Raw genomic sequence first — 20,403 nt, 5'->3', positions numbered from 1 at the left:
TATATTACCTTTCGGCTGTTTGATTTTCTGTATAAAGGGCATAAGGTATTAATATGGTCATGGTGGTGTAGCTGCCAGGACAGCTGTCAATGGTGATTCCATATTCCAGGCCAAAATCATATTGGATGCGCCTGTTTACGTTGCTGATACCAACTTGCCGGAAAAATTCTGCTTTGTTTTGGCTGTCGGTCTTCTCATGGAGAACCTCATCAATGGTATCTTTGGACATTCCTATACCGTTATCGGTTATATCTATTTTAAGAGCTTTTTTCAGCCCCAGATTGATGCTTCGGGCTGAAACAATGATCTTACCAGCTGTTTTTGCAGGCTCTATTCCGTGGAACAGAGCATTTTCAATGATGGGCTGGAGTGTAAAACGGTGAATTTCACAATTATACAAATCCTCTGTATCAATGAAATATTCGATAGTGACACTTCCGCCGTAGCGATATTTCTGGATCAGGAAATAATCCTTTACCAGATCCAGCTCTTCCCTTAATGGGATCATGGAAGTGGTACCTTTTGAAACATTTTTAAGGAGCCTGGCCAGGGCAGTAGTCATATCTGCGATTCCGTCTGCATTCTGAATGGTTGCCATCCACTTGATGGAATTTAAGGTATTATATAGAAAATGGGGATTGATCTGGCTTTGCAGAATCTGGTATTCCAAATCCTTTTTCTGTTTTTCATCAGTTACACGTTTTTCCATCAGGGTGTTAATGTTTTCTGACATATTATTGATTCCCTTGCCCACTTCTCCCAGCTCATGATTCCACTCAATGGCCGAATCCCTGGAAAAATCCCCAGTCGAGATATCATGAATTTTACTGCTGAGCCTGTGAATGGGGTCCATGATGATCTTGTTTAATAGGTAGGCGAGGAGTATACCCAAAGAGACAATGGTAAGGCAGATTGCCAGGATTAAAAGGGTGTATAAGTTTTTCTGCTGGCCAAGCTGCTGCTCAGAAAGCACCTGGGATAAACTCCAGCCTGCCATGCCCTCGATAGGCCGTTCCACCAGGGTGCGTTCTTTTCCATCGTTCATGGTAACGGAAAGAAGCCTGGTTCCTTTAGAGAGAGATTCGTTTCCAGCCAGTTTTACCGGATTGGAGTAGGGCATTTTCATTTCCTTTAAACCGTTTGAATTAAAACCATAGATTTTATCTCCAATGGTAATAAATAGAATACTGTCTCCGTGAAGAGGATAGGAGGCAAGGTAATCGGTGAAGATCCGGGAGGAAATTTCCACATAAGTCCAGCCAATTACTTCGGAATTAAATTCGTTAGAAACCGGACGTACGATGGGAATAAATTGGTCCGTGCCTATATTGGAAAATGGATCTTTTACCAGGCCCATCCAGAGAAAATCGTCGGATCTGTAAAGCGTTTCAAAGAAAGGTTCATCTTTAATGATCCTGGCTGCATAGGGGGAGGAGGAGTTTGCCAATGCCGCTATTTGAAGGAAATTGTTTTCATTGGAAGAAGAAACGATGACCCGGGACATGTATTCATAGGATCTGGTGTTGTAATATTCTTCCTTTAAACGGTTGTGGGAGGAAAGGGCCATAGGGCGCATATTATCAAAGTCCCTGGCGGCGGTGGCAAGTTTTGGCTGGTCTTTAAACACTTCCAGATAATCAAGTACGGCACTGTTGGAGCAGCACCATTTGCTGAAATAGATAATATCCTTCATATCAGCACTAATGTTGTTGCTTACAACCTGAAGGCTGAATTCCGCAGACTGGATCTGGTTTTTTCTTAAGAAGGACTGGAAAACTGAGAAACAGACAGTTGTAGTCAGAACGGTGATGAGCAGCGTAATGGCTGCCGTGAGTACCATGATTTTTCCTCTTATGGTCTTTGGGATGAGCTTTTTCCACATGATAAAATAAAGTCCCTTCTTTCCATGGATAGCTTGTGATAATGGATTTAACATCTACAAAGGTAGCCTATTTAATGTAAAATGTCAATGAAAAATCGGCTGCTTTTTATATACAAACGTGTTAATTTGTATACAAAAGATAAATATTACTGTTTATCATAAAAAAATGCATGTTTTAACAAAGTGTAAAAGAAGTGTGAATAAAAAGTGAATATTATGAAAGATAAATTCCATTTTTAAAACTTCAATCCAGCGTTATAATAGGAACCATGGTAAATCACGGAAATCATGCGGGGTTTACTGAAAAACAATCAAATCAGGAGGGATTACAATGAAAAAAAGAACACTGAGTATTGTTCTGGCATGTGCTATGGCAGCAGCCAGCCTGGCCGGATGCGGCGGCGGTTCCAAGGAAACCACGGCAGCTTCCTCAGAAGGCGCTGCAGCGGAGGCAACGAAAGCCTCAGAGGCAGCAGGAGGTCAGACCACATTAAAATGGTCCGTATGGGATATCGGCTTAACAACCTATTACCAGCCTCTCATCGATGCTTTTGAAAAGGAGCATCCGGATGTGAAGATAGAAATGGTTGATTTAGGCTCCACCGATTATCAGACGGTTTTGGCAACAGAGCTTACCGGAAGCGGTTCTGACTTTGACGTGGTTACCATAAAGGATGTTCCAGGCTATATGACGCTTGTAAACAAAGGCGTATTAGAACCCCTGGACAGCTATATTCAGTCTTCAGATGTTGATCTGTCACAGTTTAAAGGCCTTACCGATCAGATTACGGTTGACGGAAAATTATATGAGCTTCCGTTCCGCAATGATTTCTGGGTGATATTCTATAATAAAGATATCTTTGACAAAGCAGGCGTTGCTTATCCAACCAATGATATGACATTTGAACAGTATGACGCTCTGGCAAAAAGCCTGACCGTAGACACTCCCGGACAGGAGGTTTATGGTGCTCATTACCATACATGGAGATCAGCTGTACAGCTTTTCGGCGTTCTGGATGGAAAGAACACCATTCTTGATGGAAAATACGAATTCTTAAAACCGTACTATGAAATGGTTCTTGGAGAGCAGGAAGATGGAGTATGCCAAGACTATGCTACTTTAAAGACCAGCGGCTTACATTATTCCGGCGCATTTGCCCAGGGAAATGTTGCAATGATGAACATGGGTACATGGTTTATCTCTACCTTAATGGATAAGGTACGCACCGGCGAGTACACAGACTGCACCAATTGGGGCATTGCAAAATATCCACACGCAGATGGAGTAGAACCAGGCTCCACCCTTGCGACCATAACCTCTTTAGGAATTCCGGCCAAAGCTCCTCATAAGGATCTTGCCTGGGAATTTATAAACTTCGTAAGCGGAAAAGAAGGCGCAGAAATCCTTGCATCTACTGGTACGATCCCGGCCGTTATGAACAACACAGTTGCTGATCTGGTATCCAGTGCAGAAGGATTCCCGAAGGATGACGGAACCAGTGTAGAAGCTCTTAACACCTCTAACTTATACTTAGAGATGCCTGTAAATGCAAAGAACTCCGAAATTGAGACTGTATTAAACGAAGCCCATGATGCCATCATGACAGGCGGCATGTCCGTAGATGAAGGCATTGCCCAGATGAATGAAAAGGTAAGTGCAATTCTGGCTCAGTAACAGGTAAACAAAAATGATATCACAGAGGCGGGCAGCAAAAAGCCCGCCTCATTTAAAGAAACTTCTGATTTGATTTGACGATTGAAATAACAGCGTGCCCCGCTTCACCGGGCGTCAACTGGATATGAAATCATATCCGTTTGATTCTTTAGACGATAAAAACGGGAAAAGGAGGATAAGCAATATGGCGAAGACAATAACAGAAGCGCAAAAACAGGAAAAAATCGCGGAGTTAATTAAGAAACGGGATGCTTTAAGCCTTATATTGAGAGAGGCTGAAGGAACCCGTAAGCGGGATATCCTGATTGCGAAAATCGAGACAATAGATGAGAAAATAAAAAAGGTGCGGACAGGGGAACGGTTCACACGTCAGGAAAAGAGGGATATGGTTGCATACTCCTTCATCGCCCCTAACTTCATCGGATTTGCAGTATTTACACTTGGCCCCATTATTTTTGCTTTTGTTCTGGCATTTATGAAATGGGATGGCAACAGCCCATTGGAATTTGCCAGACTTAAGAACTTCATTGATATGCTTGGAAGCGCCAGATTCCATTCGTCCTTTATCAATACCATTGTATACTGTATTGCAACGGTTCCTCTGACTCTGGCCTGTGCCTTAGGACTGGCCGTAGTCTTAAACCAGAAAGTAATGGGAAGAAATTTCTTCCGTACGGTAGGATTCTTCCCCTATGTGGCGTCTTTAGTAGCGGTGGCAGCCGTATGGAATATGCTGTTCAGCCCCCAGAAAAGCGGTCCCATTAACATGATCCTTTATCATCTGGGCGTCAATGCAAAAAGTCTTCCAAAGTGGTCCGCGGATCCTCACTGGGTGATGTTCACCATTGTACTGTTCAGTGTCTGGAAAAATATGGGCTATTACATGGTTATCTATCTGGCCGGACTGCAGGGAATCAATGGAGAGCTTTATGAGGCGGCAGGCCTTGATGGCTGCAATTCCTGGCAAAGGTTCCGGTATATCACATGGCCCCAGCTTCAGCCTACCACCTTCTTTGTTACCATCATTCTGACCATCAACTGCTTTAAGGTTTACGACATCGTATACATGCTGGCAGGCGGTTCCAACGGAATTGTAAGTTCCCAGGCAATGGTTCTGGTTTACCACATTTACGAAGAGGCGTTCCGCAACTGGAATTTAGGTTATGCAAGTGCGGTGGCTATGGTGCTGTTCTTAATGGTTCTTGCCATCACGCTGGTTCAGTTCCGCGGCGAGAAGAAATATGCAAACTAGAATAAGGAGGAAACGAAATGAAGATAAAAAGCACAAATTATAAAATCAGCAGATGCCTCCTCTATGTGGTTTTGATCATACTGACAGCTGTTATGCTGATTCCATTTGCATGGATGTTCTCTGCTTCCTTAAAGCTGGATAAGGATGTATTTATTTTCCCGATCCAGTGGATACCGGATAATCCAAGATGGCAGAATTATCTGGATATCTGGACAAAGATCCCGCTTATGACCTTTGTATTAAACACGGTGAAGATCACAGTGATTGTTACTTTTTTACAGCTTTTGACCAGCAGCTTTGCCGCCTATGCATTTGCAAAGCTGAAATTCAAATACAGCAATCTCTTATTCATGGCTTACATCGCAACCATTGCGGTTCCGTGGCAGGTATACATGGTTCCCCAGTTCATGATGATGAGAAAATTCGGGTTAAATGATTCCCATCTTGCCATCATCTTCCTTCAGGCTTTCTCTGCGTTCGGCGTATTCATGATGCGCCAGTTCTATCAGGGGATTCCCGATGAATTGTGTGAGGCTGCCAGAATTGACGGCATGAGCGAGTATCAGATTTATGGAAGGATCATGCTCCCATTGTCAAAGCCGGCGCTGTCAACCTTGACCATCTTTACCTTTGTAAGTACCTGGAACGACTTTTTAGGGCCCCTGATCTATCTGAAAACAGAAGCGAAAAAGACCCTGCAGTTAGGGCTTAAGATGTTTATCAGCCAGTATAGTTCCGAATATGGCCTGATCATGGCTGCATCGGTGCTTTCCCTGATCCCGGTCCTCATTGTGTTCCTGTCCCTGCAGAAGTATTTCGTAGAAGGCATTGCAGCTACCGGAGTGAAAGGATAAAGAAGTGGAAACAATAAAAAATTTCGTAGATAACATCCATAACGAGTCTTATAAGGACAGCTATGCCTCCCCCTGCCTGGGGACCAATTCCTATGTGATCCCAGGAGGCAGGCCAGAGCAGTCCCTGGACGGAGCCTGGAACTTTTCCGTCGACATGTATGATAACTGCTTAAGGGCCAAATGGTTTCTGGAGCAGGAGGTGAATTCAGAGGGGCTTAGGGTTCCTCTGGATTATGGCTTTGACGACTGGGAGGAGATCCAGGTACCAGGTGTATGGAACCTTGCAAAGCCGGAATATTTTTATTATGAGGGACCGGCGGTATACAGCCGCCGGTTTTCTTTTAAGAATTCTCTCAAAGGACATGTGTTTCTGCGGTTCGGGGCAGTATCCTATGAGGCCAGGATCTTTCTAAACGGAAAATTCCTTGGTGTCCATAAAGGGGGTTCAACCCCATTTAGCGTTGAAGTTACGGAGGAATTAAAAGAGGATAACAGGCTGATCGTGGTTGCTGACAACACCAGACGTCAGGATCAGATACCAAGTGAGAATACGGACTGGTTTTTATATGGAGGCATTTACCGGAGCGTATCTCTTCTTTGCTTGCCTCAGACTTATATTAAGGATATGAAGGTATCTCTTGCAGATCGGGAGAAAAAGGAAATCAGTGTTTCCTTGACTCTTGGAGGTTTCGAGGACTTTAAGGAAGGGGAGGCAGTTTTCTCCATACCAGAGCTTCAGGTGGAAGAAACAGTTCCTCTGGGGGCAGATGGACGGGGACAGCTGACATTGGAAGTAAGCGGACTTTCTCTGTGGAGCCCGGAAAGTCCCAGGCTGTATGAGGTTTTCCTGCATCTTCGTTCCGGCAGAAAATCACTGGATCAGGTGAAAGACCGGGTGGGCTTTCGAACTGTGGAAACCAGAGGCAGAGAAATTCTTTTAAATGGAACGCCGGTTTTCCTTCGTGGTGTCTGCCTTCATGAGGAGACTGAGGACCATGGAAAGGCGGTTACAAAGGAGGACATTCGTCAGGCATTTAAATGGGCAAAAAAGATGAACTGCAATTTCCTACGTCTGGCCCATTATCCTCATACGGAGTGGGTTTCGGAACTTGCTGATGAGGCAGGTCTTCTTCTATGGGAAGAGATTCCGGTTTACTGGTGGATCGATTTTGCAAAACCCAGGACCTTAGAGGAGGGTAAAAACCAGCTGACCGAGATGATGAACCGGGATTATAACCGGGCCAGTGTGATCATCTGGTCCGTAGGAAATGAAAATCCTGATACGGATGAGCGCTACCACTTTATGAAGGAGCTGGCAGAAACGGCAAAGGAATTCGATTCCAGCCGCCTGGTTTCCGCCGCTTGTCTGGTGGATGCGGTAAATTTAAGGATCTCCGACAGACTTGAAAAGCATTTAGATGTCATTGGATTTAATGAATACTATGGCTGGTATGATCCTGATTATGGAAAGCTGGCTGAAATTTTAGAGGGGTCCAGGCCTGAGAAACCGGTTGTTGTCAGTGAATTCGGCGGGGACGGTTATCTGGCTTCCGGTACGGAAGGCGGCAAGGTACGTGGCTCTGAGGAAGAACAGAAGGAAATTTATAAAAAGCAGGTTGAAATGTTTGGAAAGATCGATTATATTCAGGGTACCGCACCCTGGATTCTATTTGATTACCGGACGCCGAAACGGCTTGGAAAGTATCAAAAGGGATACAACATCAAGGGTCTGGTAACAGCGGACCGGATGCGGGAGAAGCCTGCCTTTTTAATCATGAAGGAATATTACGAGGAGGTAAGAAAACGTGAACAGACAGATGGAGACTTTGCTTAAAGAAAAAAAGGAACTCACGGAGGCAAAGTGCCTGGAGGCCATGGAATTCGCTATAAAGCAGGTGAAGGATAATTTAAAGGAATTTACTGATTCCTTTAAAAAAGCATACAGTGAGGATGGATTCTATCATCCAACTCCCAATGTAAACTGGACCACCGGCTTCTGGACCGGACAGATATGGCTGGCTTATGAGTGGAGCAAGGCAGATGAACTGAAAACGGCCGGACAGATCCAGGCGAATAGCTTTTTAGACCGGATCGACCGCAAGGTGGAAGTGGATCATCACGATATGGGGTTTTTGTATACCCCTTCCTGTGTAGCCGCCTATAAGCTGGTGGGTGATGAAAAAGCAAAGGAAGCGGCAATCAAGGCAGCAGACCAGCTGATCAGACGTTTTCAGCCGGTGGGCGAGTTTATCCAGGCCTGGGGGCCCATGAACCAGCCGGAGAATTACCGCTTTATCATTGACTGCCTTTTAAACCTTCCCTTATTATACTGGGCCACGGAAGAAACCGGAGACCAGAAATACCGCAAGATAGCAGAAAAACACATCCATACTGCCATTGCAAATGTCATAAGAGATGATTATTCTACCTGGCATACGTTTTTCATGAACATGGAGACAGGGGAGCCGGATCATGGGGCTACCTGCCAGGGATATAAGGATGGCTCTGCATGGGCCAGAGGACAGGCCTGGGGAATCTATGGCTGCGCCCTTGCCTACCGGTATACAAAGCGGCCGGAATACATTGAGGATTTCAAGCATGTGACCGGATATTTCTTAGATCATCTTCCTTCGGATCTGATACCTTACTGGGATCTGGAATTCGGCGAAGGCTCTGAGGAACCGAGAGATTCTTCCTCTGCTTCCATTGCAGCCTGCGGAATGCTTGAAATGGCAAAGTATTTGGATGAGTCTGACGCCGTCCGCTACATATCCATAGCAAAAAAGATCATGGAGTCCGTAGTGGAACATTATGCGGTTAAGGATTTACAGGAATCCAATGGACTGGTGCTTCACAGCACATATTCCAAGAAATCTCCTTACAATACCTGCACACCGGAAGGCGTGGATGAGTGCAACATCTGGGGAGATTATTTTTACATGGAGGCCTTGACCAGGCTGTCTAAGGATTGGGATCCATATTGGTAATAATCGAAATAATTCGAAAAGAGGCGAATATAGATGAAACTTGAAACAAAACAGGATTTCCAGCAATGGATGTTCCAGGTGTTAAATCCTTTAAAGCCATTGTACAGCAAAGGGTGTGCCAGGCTTTCTCTTGGAGACAGCGGCGTCACATATCCTAAGGTGAGCATAGAGATGGAAGCATTTTCCCGGCCTTTGTGGGCGCTGGTTCCCTTATGGCTTGGGGGAGGAAAGGGATTTGAGGAGATTTATCAGAAAGGCCTCGCAAGCGGGACCGACCCTTCTCATCCGGAATACTGGGGCGGTTTTAAGGATTATGACCAGCGGTTTGTGGAAATGGCGGCTATCGCCAGCGGCTTGATTTTCACTCCGGAAAAATTATGGGAGCCTTTAAGCGAGGAAGAAAAACAAAATCTGGCAAAATGGCTTTACGGAATCAATGAATATATAATCCCTGACTGTAACTGGCAGTTTTTCATGATTCTGGTGAATGTTGCTTTGCAAAAACTGGGCTGCCGGTACAGCAAAGAACGGCTGGCTTCCGGTCTTGAAAAAATTGAAAGCTATTATATTGAAGATGGCTGGTACCGGGATGGAGGTTCCAGTCAGAAGGATTATTACATTTCCTTTGCCATTCATTATTATGGGCTTTTGTATGCGGTGGCAATGGAGGAGGAAGAGCCGGAACGGTGTCTCCTGTTTAAGGAACGGGCAAAGCGGTTTGCCAGAGATTTTATATACTGGTTTGATGAAAACGGATCCGCTCTCCCTTACGGAAGAAGCCTGTCCTACCGTTTTGGAGAAGCGGCCTTCTGGTCTGCCTATGTATTTGCAGGGCTTGACGATATACCAGCAGGAGTTGTAAAGGGAATCCTGGCACGCCATTTAAACTGGTGGACGGAGCAGAAGATCTTTGACCGTGACGGCGTGCTGACCATTGGGTACGGATATCCAAACTTAATCATGGCGGAACGCTACAATGCGCCAGGTTCTCCTTACTGGGGAATGAAGACCCTTTTGTGTCTTGGGCTTCCCGATGATCATCCCTTCTGGTCTGCAAAGGCGGAGGACTTACCAAAGCTGGAGCCAGTAAACATGTTAAAGCAGGCGGATATGGTGATGCATCGACATGGAAAGGATGTGATTGCCTATCCGGCAGGTGTTTGCGAGAAATACGGACACGGCCATGTGCCGGAAAAGTACTCCAAGTTTGCCTATTCCACCCGGTATGGGTTTTCCGTTGCAAAAAGCCAGATTGTGCTTCATGAAAATGCTCCTGATTCTTCCCTGGCCTTTGTCATTGACGGAGATGATTACGTATTCGTCCGGAAATACAGTGACTCCTATGAGGTTTTGAAAGACCGGGTGATCAGCAGATGGCATCCCTTCCAGGGGATTACGGTTACTTCTACGATTATACCAAAAGAGTACGGCCATTTAAGAATCCATGAAATTGAGAGCCAGTACGACTGTACTGCCTATGACTGCGGCTTTTCTGTGGAAAAGTTCACAGAAGATTATGTGCAGAAGGCAGAAGGGAAGGGAGCATTTGTATCCGCTGGAAAACAGGACTGTACGGTATCCGGCGAAGGCCCGGAGGCAGCAGGCCTGGTAATAGAGGCTGATCCCAATACCAATGTGCTTTATCCCAATGCTTCCATACCGGCGGTTTCCTATCGCATTAAAAAAGGGGAAACCATCCGATTGGAAACAAAGGTGGAAAGCATAATCCAATAGAATGATGCATTGATTTTATAGTTTTTCCGCTGTATAATAGAGTCATAAACAGGTAGCGGCGAGGAGGGCGTAAGAAGATGTGGATGAATAAAAAGCAGAAATTAAAGGCTTCTTATTATAACAGCTTCTTCGCCCTCATCGTGATTCCTATTCTTTTAATAATCTTACTGTCCATCCTCATTATCCGTACCATGATGGTGGATTCCGCAGTCTCCAACATCCGTCGTGCCCAGGATAATATCGCCTCCACTCTGGGCGGCGAAGTAAAGGATGTATCCCTCCGTTTATCCCATTTCGTATATGTCAACGACAATGAAGTCATAAAAAATGCAGCAAAAACAAATACAAAAGATGTGGCTGAAAAATATCTTTATACGAAGATCCTGACCGAATCCTTTCATTATGCCATGGTTCCGGTGCAAGACATCCTGTCTGCCGTATTTTATATGAAAGACGGGGACCATACGTATATGAAGGATGATATTACCTTAAGCAGGGAGGAACTGAGGGCCTCCTCCTGGTATCAGGAGGCTTTGGCAGCACCCAATGTGGTAAAGGTAGGTTTTTATGACCGCAGTGTAACCAATTCCAGAAAAAATGCCTATACTCTGACCATTGCCGCTGGCCTGTCCCCGGGAATGGATGTGGACCGGGACGGGGTCATAGAGATGACGGCATTGTTTGTCTCATCCAGGACCGGAGGACTGATAAAAGATTATAATAAGGAACGGATGCTGGGAACTACTATGATTGCGGACAAGTCAGGAAAGATTATTTTTGACGCAGAAGGAACGATGGCTCTTTTGCCCCGGAATATTTCCCTGGAACAGCCCAAATTCCGGTATCAGGCAAATGGCAGACGTTATATGGGAGTGGTGACCGAAGAACCGGTGACCGGCTTAAAGATCATCAGCGTAGTGTCTTATGAAGCCCTTACAAGAAGCTTTAACAGGACCGCAGCCGTCATTGTAGCGGTCACGCTCCTCCTGTTTGCTCTGTTTTACCGTTTTTCCAGCTATTTCTTAAAAAGCATTATTGACCCCATCCATCATACGGTTGAGGGCATGAAAAAGGTGGAGGAGGGAAATCTTCTGGTTCATGTGGAACCAAAAGGGCAGGAAGAGCTGCGACTGATGATCCATTCCTTTAACCGTATGACAAGACGGCTAAAGCAGCTGATACAGGAAAATGAGGAACAGCAGCAGAAAAAACATGAGGCAGAGATCAGGGCGCTGCAGTCTCAGATCAATCCTCACTTTCTGGTAAATTCCTTGAATTCTATCCGGTTTATCGCACAGATGTCAAAGTATGAATCCATTGCCCGCATGGCAGAGGCGCTCATTAAAATATTATCCTGCTCCTTCCGCAGCAATACGGGATTTTATCCGCTAAAAGAGGAACTGGAGGTTTTAGACAGTTTTATCTATCTGATGAAAATCCGTTATTCCGACGGGTTTGATATAAAATATGAAATCGAGGAATCCTGCCTTTCCTGCCTGGTCCCGCGGCTTATTCTACAGCCTGTGGTCGAAAATTCCATTGTCCATGGCTTTAGCGGCCTGATGGATGAGATGGGAATCATCTGGCTGACGGCTCGCGAAGCAGATGGATTTCTGTTCCTTGAGATCCGGGATAACGGAAAGGGTATGTCTGAAGAAGAGATGAGCCGGATCCTGAATGGGGAAGAGGAAAAGGAAGGGAAAAAGGATCATGTAAGCATCGGAATCACCAATGTAAAAACCAGGCTTACGCTTAATTATGGCGAAAGCTGTGAATTTGAGATGGAAAGCGGAGAGGGCCGGTTCACAAGAACCTCCATCCGCATTCCTATAAGAAGAAAGGAACCGGAAGACCAATGAGAAATGTCCTGATCGTGGATGACGATACCATAGTACGGATTACCCTGCGCTCCCTGATCAACTGGGAAGAGATGGGGTATCAGATTGCCGCGGATGCCATTCATGGCCAGCAGGCATTGGAATATATTAAGGATCATCCGGTGGATTTAGTGATCACCGATATGAAAATGCCGGTTATGGATGGGATCGGCCTCTTGGAGGAGTTAAACCGTTTGAAAAACATGCCGGCAGTACTGGTTTTAAGCGGTTACGATGATTTCAAGCTGGTTCGGGATGCCTTTCGTCTGGGGGCCTGTGATTACCTGTTAAAGACCGGATTAACAGAGGAAACCCTTGCAGCCATGCTGAAACGTTTGGATGAAGAGGTCTTTCACGATCACGGCGGTGAAACAGGAGGAGAGAGAAAACCAGTGGTAAAAGTCCCGGATTCAGTCCTTCTTGTAGATATGGCCATGGGAAGACGGTCCCTTGATGAAATATTTTTTCAACAGGAATACCTGGTAATGCAATTTGAAATAGAAGACTTCCATAAGGCATCGGCCCGTTTTGGAGAGGATTTTGAAGAAACACTGATAAAACCCATGTTGGAACTGGCCGGACAGATCCCCAGAGTGGCATCCCGCTGCATTCTCGGAGCAGTGGCGCCTTCCCGTTATTGTTTGCTGTACCGTATCACCGATCCGGAGCAGTATAAGGAAAATGCAGTTTCCGCCTGTAAGCAGTTATGCAATGTGTGGAAGCACTTTATGAATCTCTCCGTTTCCGCAGGGATCAGCAGGCCGGGAAAAGGCACAAAGGATTTCTTAACCCGGTTTGAGGAGGCAGGAGAGCAGTTAAGGCTTAAGTATTTAAAGGGGAAAGGGAAGATCTGCGATCCATGGGAAAAAGATACAGTCTCCTTCCTGCAGGTCCGGCAGGCCGGGCAGGATTATGAAAAGCTTTTAAAGGGCCTTATGGTAGGCGATGAGCTTGCCGTATGGTCAGAAAAGAAAGCTTTCTTTTCCGAACTTTACAAAATGGATTTAAAAGCTGCCAAAGAGGTCTGCCTTCATCTCATCTGCAGCATTGCCTGGCAGCTTTCAGATAACCACGATGATATCAGCGCCCTGTTTGCGGAAGAAGTCAATTATTATGAGAAAATCAGCCGTTTGGATGAAATGCGGAGCCTGGAATTATGGCTGAATAATTATTTCCGCTGGATCATGGATTATAATGCCCACCATGCGGACCGGAAGCAGGCGGATATGATGATCCGGGCAAAACGGTTCATTATGGATAATTATGCCAATCCTGAGCTGACACTGGGAAGCGTGGCAAGCTTCATCGGTCTGAATGAAAAATATTTCAGCACCAGATTTACGAAAGAAGAAGGGATGACCTTCAGCAATTACTTGACTGAGGTCCGCATTCGAAAGGCAAGGGAGCTGATGGAGACAACAGACCTGAAGATTTATGAAATCAGTCAGAGCGTTGGCTATAACAGTGTGGAGCATTTTACCAGAGTATTTAAAAAGCTGTGCAAAGTAAGTCCGGGCGGGTACCGGAAATAAAGACCTGACGATATATCAAGTTTTCAAACCATATCTCATGGAGAAGGCTGTTTTGAAATGGTAAGATAATATCATCAAAACAAGGGAGGTATTACAGAAATGAGAAAACGAGTGTTGGCTTTGGGGCTTTGCGCAGCAATGGCAATAGGAGCTATGACCGGCTGTTCCTCTTCAAATGGAACCGGGGAAACTCCAAAAGAAACCACGGCTAAAGGCCAGGAAGGGGCCCAGACAGAAGCGGGAAAGCCGGAGGCAAAGGAAGACTTAAAAGGCAGTCTGGTATTTGCCATCTGGGACAACAACCTGATGGATTATATTGATGAAAATGATATGGTTGGGAAATTCCAGGAGAAATATCCCAATGCAGATATTGAAGTAGAAAAGATTAAGGATGATTCCGAATACTGGAATGCCATGAAGATGAGAACATCAGCAAACCAGCTTCCGGATGTTATGTTTAATAAGCCCTTCACCTTATCCAGATTCAAAGACTATCTGGTAGATTTATCAGGGCTTGAAGCAGCGAAAAACAACGAGCTGGCCTCCGGATACGCAATGGATGGCAAGGTTTTGGGAATTCCAATGACAGCGGGATATGAATACGTTTATTATTGGAAGGACATGTTTAAGGAAGCCGGTGTGGAGGTTCCCACCACATGGGAAGATTTTGAGAAAACAGCTCAGACCCTTCAGGATTATTATGGGAAGAACGACCCGGATTTCATGGCTATCGCCCTTGGCGCTAAGGATGAATGGCCGGACTATCCGTACATGGAATTTATGCCTGCACTACAGGGCGGCAACGGACAGAACTGGAACGATATGGCAAAGACAGATGCTCCGTTTGCAGATGGAACCGACATTAACAAGGCATACAATAAGGTTAACAGCTTATTCAGCAAAAATGTGTTCGGCAAAGATCCTCTTGGCATGGGCAACGATCAGGTAACCTCCCTGTTTGCCCAGAAAAAGGCGGCTATCATTGCTCTTGGAGACTGGGGCCTTCAAAACATTCAAAGCGGTACTGATGATGCGTCAGAGCTTGGCACCTTCTACCTTCCGGTAAGAGATTCCAAAGACGATCCCTTCCGTGTTATCGTACAGGGCGACTCCTTTATGGGAGTAACCACTCACAGCAAGAATCCGGAACTGGCAAAAGCTTTCGTAGAATGGTTCTACAGCGAAGAATGGTATCCGGGATATATCAATTATGTAACCAGTGCATCTTCCATGAAAAACTTCCCCAAGGAAAAGGACCCGATCCTTGCCCAGGCAGATGAGCAGCAGCCGGATAAGGAACTGGTTATGTATGACGGCGGCGGAGATGATTTCCAGGCGATCCAGAACGATATCGCATTTGATTACAAGAAGCTGGGTGCCCAGATGTTTACCAATGGCTTTGATTTAAAAGCGGAACTGGATGGACTCAATACAAAATGGGCGGAAGCCAGAACTAAGCTTGGAATAAAATAAACAGAATGGAAACGGGGACAGGGTGATGGTAGCCCTGCCCCCATTTTCTTCCAAGGACTTGAATCAGGAGGTATCTATGAATTCTCTGGAAAAACAGAAAAAAGTGTTTATTGTATGCGCCCTTGTCGTTCCTATGGCACTGCTTATCGGATTTGTGGTGTTTCCCGCCTTTGACTTAATCCGCATGAGCTTTACAAACTGGGATGGATACTCCAAAACCTATGATCAAATTGGTTTTGGCAATTATACAGCCATGTTCCGGAACAGGGACTTATGGCTGTCCCTCCGCAACAATGGGGTGTATTTTTTCGGACATCTGATATTCATTCCCATTGAACTGATGTTTGCAGTGCTGTTAACCTCAAGGCTTAGGGCGTCTAAATTTTATAAAACCATGGTTTTTATGCCGTATATCATCAACGGAGTTGCAATTTCCTATGCCTTTTCCTATTTCTTTTCTCCTATAAATGGAGCATTTGATGAGATATTAACCTTATTTCATCTGGAGAGTCTGATAAGAAACTGGCTGTCCGACCCTAAGATCGTCAATTTCGTGCTGGCCTTTGTCTCCCTGTGGAGATTTTCCGGGTACCATGTCATCCTTTTTATGGCGGCCCTCCAGTCTCTTCCACAGGATGTACAGGAAGCAGCCAGAGTGGATGGAGCAAACGCGTGGCAAATGTTCAAGTACATTCAGATACCGTCTATTATGCTCATGGTGGATTTTGTCCTTTTCGATAACATCCGGGGTGCTCTTCAGGTATTTGATATCCCCTATGTCATGACCAGCGGAGGACCGGGATATGCCTCCTCCACCTTTACGCTCTATACCATTGATACGGCCTTTAAATACAGCAACTTCGGCCTTGCTTCCACCATGGCGGTGGCGATTATGGTCATGATCGTTGTCATTTATCTGGTTCAGAACAAAATCATTCACGGTATTTTGAAGGGGGGAAGAAAATAAGATGAAAAGACGTACAATGGAACAGGGCTTAAAACAGGTCATTTGTATGGGAATGGTCCTGATCGTTCTGGCGCCGATCCTTCTGACCCTGTTTGCAGCTTTCAAGACAAAGGCGGATATGGTGAATACCTCTCCCCTGCTTTTGCCACCCATGGAAAGGATCACTTTCTCAAACTTTCAAAAGGTGGTGGGAGATAAATATCTTCTGATTGGTTTTAAGAATACGGGCATCATACTTGCAGTCAGTATTCTGTTTAATGTGCTGTTTGGAACCATAACCGCGTTTATTCTGGAGCGATTTGAGTTTAAGCTAAAAAAAGTAATTATGAGCCTTTTTTTCCTGGGCATGCTGATTCCTAGCTTTGTAACGGAAATTGCCAGATTTAAAATCATTAACGGCATCGGTCTATACAATACTCTTGGGGCGCCCATCGTGATCTATGTGGCATCGGATCTGATGCAGCTTTATATTTACCGGCAGTTCATTTCTACCCTTCCGGTGTCTCTTGATGAAAGCGCGCTCCTGGACGGCTGTTCATATTTCGGTCTGTTTACGAGGATCATATTTCCTCTGTTGGCGCCTGCCACAGCTACCGTGGTGATCATCAAGGCAATTACTATCATCAATGATATGTATATTCCATACTTATATATGCCAAAGAACAAGCTTCGCACGTTAACCACCTTTTTGATGAATTATGCCAATGCCCAGCAGGGGTCGTGGCAGAAGCTGGCGGCAGGTATCATCATTATCATGCTGCCGACGATCCTTATTTATATTTTCTTCCAGAAATACATTCTGGCAGGAATCGCTGCCGGAGCGGTGAAAGAATAAAAGATATAGGAAATCGTAAGAAATGCCATGGATTCTTTGAAAGTGGTGGATTATAATGGACTTAATATTTATAGAAGGAGGTTTCTTTCAATGGATCAGAAGACCGCAAAACTGGAATGGCTGGAGGATCCGCGAGTTTTCGCGGTAAACCGTCTGGCTGCCCATTCCGATCACTGCTATTATAAAACGGAAGCAGAAGCTCTAAGGGGGATTATGGGACAACGCCAATCCTTAAATGGAACATGGAAATTTTCCTATGCAGAAAGTCCTGCGGAGCGGAAAGAACATTTCTACAAAAGTGATTTTAATCTGGACAGCTTTGGCACCATTGAGGTTCCGGGACATATGGAGCTTCAGGGATATGGAGGATGCCAGTATATCAATACCATGTACCCTTGGGATGGCCTGTCTGACATAAGGCCTCCCCATATTGACTGGCAGAATAATCCGGTAGGAAGCTACATAAGGGAGTTTGAGCTGGAGAAGTCGCTAAAAGGGAAACGACTGTTCCTGTCCTTTCAGGGAGTGGAAACGGCCTTTTATGTCTGGCTGAACGGAACCTTTATCGGCTATTCGGAAGATTCCTTTACTCCTTCTGAGTTTGAGATTACGGATGCTGTCCGGCCAGGATCCAACCGCCTCGCTGTGGAGGTTTATAAAAGAAGCAGCGCCAGCTGGATCGAGGATCAGGATTTCTTCCGGTTCTCCGGGATTTTCCGGGAGGTGTATTTATATGCGGTTCCGGAATGCCATGTGGAGGATTTATTCATTCATGGGGACGTATCCGATGACTACCGGGATGGACTGTTCCGTGCAGAACTGACCCTTACAGGAGAAATAAAGGGAAGTATCCGTGCTGTATTAAAGGACAAGGCAGGGGAAACAGTTGCCTCCTGGGAACCCATTCCGGCAAAGAAGGAAGTGGAATTCTCCGCTTGCATATCCAATGCCCACCTATGGAGCGGCGAGGATCCATACCGGTATGAACTCACCATCATCTTGTACGATGAGCAGGGAAATGTGAATGAGATCGTTCCTCAAAAGGTGGGATTCCGCCGTTTTGAAATGAAAGACCGGCTGATGTGCTTAAACGGAAAGCGAATCGTGTTCCGGGGAATCAACCGCCATGAATTCAATGTAAGAAAAGGCCGCTCCATTACAAAAGAGGATATGATGTGGGATATCCGGTTTATGAAGCGCCACAACATCAATGCGGTCAGGACCTGTCATTATCCGGATCAGAGCCAGTGGTATGAGCTTTGTGATGAATATGGGATTTACCTCATTGATGAGGCGAATTTAGAAAGCCATGGTTCCTGGCAGAAGATGGGAGCCTGCGAACCATCCTGGAATGTGCCCGGAAGCCTGCCTGAATGGAAGGACTGCGTGGTGGACCGGGCAAAGTCAGTGCTGGAACGGGATAAAAACCATCCCAGTGTGCTGATCTGGTCCTGCGGCAATGAATCCTATGCAGGAGAGGACATACTGGCTATGTCAGAGTTTTTCAAAGAGAGGGATCCTTCCAGGCTGGTTCACTATGAGGGCGTGTTCTGGAACCGGGAATTTGACCGTACCAGCGATATGGAAAGCCGGATGTATGCCAAACCATTAGAGGTAGAGGAATATTTAAATGCAGATCCGGGGAAGCCTTTTATCCTTTGTGAATACATGCACGCCATGGGCAATTCCCTTGGCGGGATGAAAAAATACACGGATCTGGAAGACAGGTATGAGATGTATCAGGGCGGCTTTATCTGGGATTATATTGATCAGTCTCTGATGAAAAAGGACACTTATGGCAAGGAGCATATGACATATGGCGGGGATTTTGGCGACAGGCCCACGGATTACAGCTTCTGCGGAAACGGGATCGTTTATGCAGACAGGACCATCTCTCCAAAGGCTCAGGAGGTCAAATACCTGTATCAGGATATCCGCATGATTCCTGACTCCAAAGGCGTATCCATAGAAAACAGAAGGTTATTTACAGATACCTCTGATCTTGAGTTTGTATATTCGGTTTTAAAAGACGGGGAACCGGTTTATCAGAATAGCTTTGATGCATCGGTGAAGCCTTTGGATACAAGGTATGAAACCATCCCGGTACCGGATTTCACAGAGCCTGGGGAATATGTCTACCAGGTTTCAGCTCTCCTTAAAAATGATACCTTATGGGCAGATTCCGGCTATGAAACAGCCTTTGGCGAGGCGGTCTCAGTCTTAGAAGGGCAGCAGGAGAACTGCTGCAGACAACCTTTGAAAGTAATTCATGGTGACGTCAACATCGGGGTTATGGGAGATGGTTTCCGGATTCTGTTCTCCAAGCAGGAAGGCGGTATCGTTTCCCTGGTTTACGACGGAAAAGAATGGGTCGGAAGACCGATGATGCCTGTGTACTGGAGGGCGACTACGGATAATGATAAAGGAAATAAGTTTTCCGCGGCAAGTTCTGTGTGGTATGGAGCAGGCAGGTTCCCTTATTATGTGAATTGTGCGGTGGAAGAGAAGGAAGGAAGCATAAAGGTGACCTACACCTATGAGTTTTCTACTGTTCCCAAGGTATCAACAGAGGTGACCTACGAAATAGATGGAAGTGGAGCGATTCATGTAAGGGCCGTATTCCGGGGGCAAAAGGGATTGCCAGAGCTTCCTGCCTTTGGAATGAGGCTCATCACACCGGAAGCTGCTAAGAAATTCACCTGGTATGGAAGAGGTCCTGAGGAAAACTACTGCGACAGGAATGAAGGAGCGAGGCTGGGAATCTTTGAAGATACTCCAGATAACAACCTTTCCCGTTATCTGGTGCCTCAGGAGTGCGGCAACAGGACCGGAGTCCGCTGGCTTAAGGTATCGGATATGGAGGGGCATTCCATTAGTTTTTGCTCGGCAGGTCAGGCGTTTGACGCTTCCGTACTTCCCTATACGGCGGAAGAACTGGAAGCGGCTACCCACAGAGAGGAGCTTCCGGTACCTAGATATACGGTAGTGAACATTTTAGGCGCCATGAGAGGCATCGGCGGTGATGACAGCTGGGGTGCGCCGGTTCACCGGGAGTACTGTATAAGCGGGGAAGAAGAGCATGTAACAGAATTTAGTATTAAAAGAAGATCATAAATGAAGGCGGCAGGCGGCAGAAGGTTGAGAAAACTCTTACGGTCTGCCGCTTTTATTTTAGAGAAAAATTATAGTTGTTGATAAAAATAATCAGGTAATCCTGTCCTTTTTTTCTGATATTGTATTATAATAAGAATGGTTGGATTGCCAATTCAGCTTCATGCAGAATGGTCTGCTGAAAGAAATAATCTTTCAATCTTGAGTTCATGAGAAGCATACTC

At 45.7% G+C, this 20,403-nt stretch carries 13 protein-coding genes; 12 read left to right on the top strand and 1 reads right to left on the bottom strand.

All coding sequences use genetic code 11. The annotated features are described in order from the left end of the window. Window positions 1-4 precede the first annotated feature (4 nt). Window positions 5-1,936, bottom strand: coding sequence for a sensor histidine kinase (locus H171_RS09895; protein ID WP_242976930.1), 1,932 nt, complete (start codon window positions 1,934-1,936; stop codon window positions 5-7). Between the two features lie 277 nt (window positions 1,937-2,213). Here H171_RS09895 and H171_RS09890 point away from each other — a divergent pair, with 277 nt between their 5' ends. The 12 genes from H171_RS09890 (at window position 2,214) to H171_RS09835 (ending at window position 20,182) form a co-directional block, all read left to right on the top strand. Then, window positions 2,214-3,557, top strand: coding sequence for an ABC transporter substrate-binding protein (locus H171_RS09890; protein ID WP_100304986.1), 1,344 nt, complete (start codon window positions 2,214-2,216; stop codon window positions 3,555-3,557). 184 nt (window positions 3,558-3,741) lie between these two features. After that, window positions 3,742-4,809: a carbohydrate ABC transporter permease gene (locus tag H171_RS09885; protein WP_100304985.1), complete on the top strand. Its 1,068-nt coding sequence runs from the start codon at window positions 3,742-3,744 to the stop codon at window positions 4,807-4,809. 17 nt (window positions 4,810-4,826) lie between these two features. Further along, window positions 4,827-5,663, top strand: a complete 837-nt coding sequence (locus H171_RS09880) for a carbohydrate ABC transporter permease (protein WP_100304984.1) — start codon at window positions 4,827-4,829, stop codon at window positions 5,661-5,663. 4 nt (window positions 5,664-5,667) lie between these two features. Then, window positions 5,668-7,497, top strand: coding sequence for a glycoside hydrolase family 2 protein (locus tag H171_RS09875; RefSeq protein ID WP_100304983.1), 1,830 nt, complete (start codon window positions 5,668-5,670; stop codon window positions 7,495-7,497). Continuing rightward, the gene (locus tag H171_RS09870) at window positions 7,481-8,650 is read left to right on the top strand and encodes a glycoside hydrolase family 88 protein (RefSeq protein WP_100307483.1); all 1,170 of its coding nucleotides are present in this window, start codon (window positions 7,481-7,483) and stop codon (window positions 8,648-8,650) included. The genes H171_RS09875 and H171_RS09870 overlap by 17 nt, the downstream gene beginning before the upstream one ends. 33 nt (window positions 8,651-8,683) lie before the next feature. Then, the gene (locus H171_RS09865; RefSeq protein WP_100304982.1) at window positions 8,684-10,384 is read left to right on the top strand and encodes a DUF2264 domain-containing protein; all 1,701 of its coding nucleotides are present in this window, start codon (window positions 8,684-8,686) and stop codon (window positions 10,382-10,384) included. A gap of 77 nt (window positions 10,385-10,461) precedes the next feature. After that, window positions 10,462-12,243, top strand: coding sequence for a sensor histidine kinase (locus H171_RS09860; RefSeq protein ID WP_100304981.1), 1,782 nt, complete (start codon window positions 10,462-10,464; stop codon window positions 12,241-12,243). Continuing rightward, window positions 12,240-13,793: a response regulator transcription factor gene (locus tag H171_RS09855; RefSeq protein WP_100304980.1), complete on the top strand. Its 1,554-nt coding sequence runs from the start codon at window positions 12,240-12,242 to the stop codon at window positions 13,791-13,793. Before H171_RS09860 ends, H171_RS09855 begins: the two co-directional genes overlap by 4 nt. A 99-nt stretch (window positions 13,794-13,892) precedes the next feature. Then, window positions 13,893-15,266, top strand: a complete 1,374-nt coding sequence (locus H171_RS09850) for an ABC transporter substrate-binding protein (protein WP_100304979.1) — start codon at window positions 13,893-13,895, stop codon at window positions 15,264-15,266. A 76-nt stretch (window positions 15,267-15,342) separates the two neighbouring features. Then, complete coding sequence (locus H171_RS09845) at window positions 15,343-16,233, top strand: carbohydrate ABC transporter permease (RefSeq protein WP_100304978.1); 891 nt, start codon at window positions 15,343-15,345, stop codon at window positions 16,231-16,233. A 1-nt stretch (window position 16,234) separates the two neighbouring features. Beyond that, window positions 16,235-17,068: a carbohydrate ABC transporter permease gene (locus H171_RS09840; RefSeq protein ID WP_100304977.1), complete on the top strand. Its 834-nt coding sequence runs from the start codon at window positions 16,235-16,237 to the stop codon at window positions 17,066-17,068. Window positions 17,069-17,158: 90 nt separating this feature from the next. Further along, window positions 17,159-20,182 carry a glycoside hydrolase family 2 TIM barrel-domain containing protein gene (locus H171_RS09835; RefSeq protein ID WP_100304976.1) on the top strand — a complete coding sequence of 1,008 codons (3,024 nt, stop codon included), beginning with the start codon at window positions 17,159-17,161 and terminating at the stop codon, window positions 20,180-20,182. Window positions 20,183-20,403 lie beyond the last annotated feature (221 nt).

Source organism: [Clostridium] celerecrescens 18A (assembly GCF_002797975.1).
In the GTDB taxonomy this organism is placed as follows: domain Bacteria; phylum Bacillota; class Clostridia; order Lachnospirales; family Lachnospiraceae; genus Lacrimispora; species Lacrimispora celerecrescens.
This window is presented reverse-complemented; position numbering and strand designations above follow the sequence as displayed.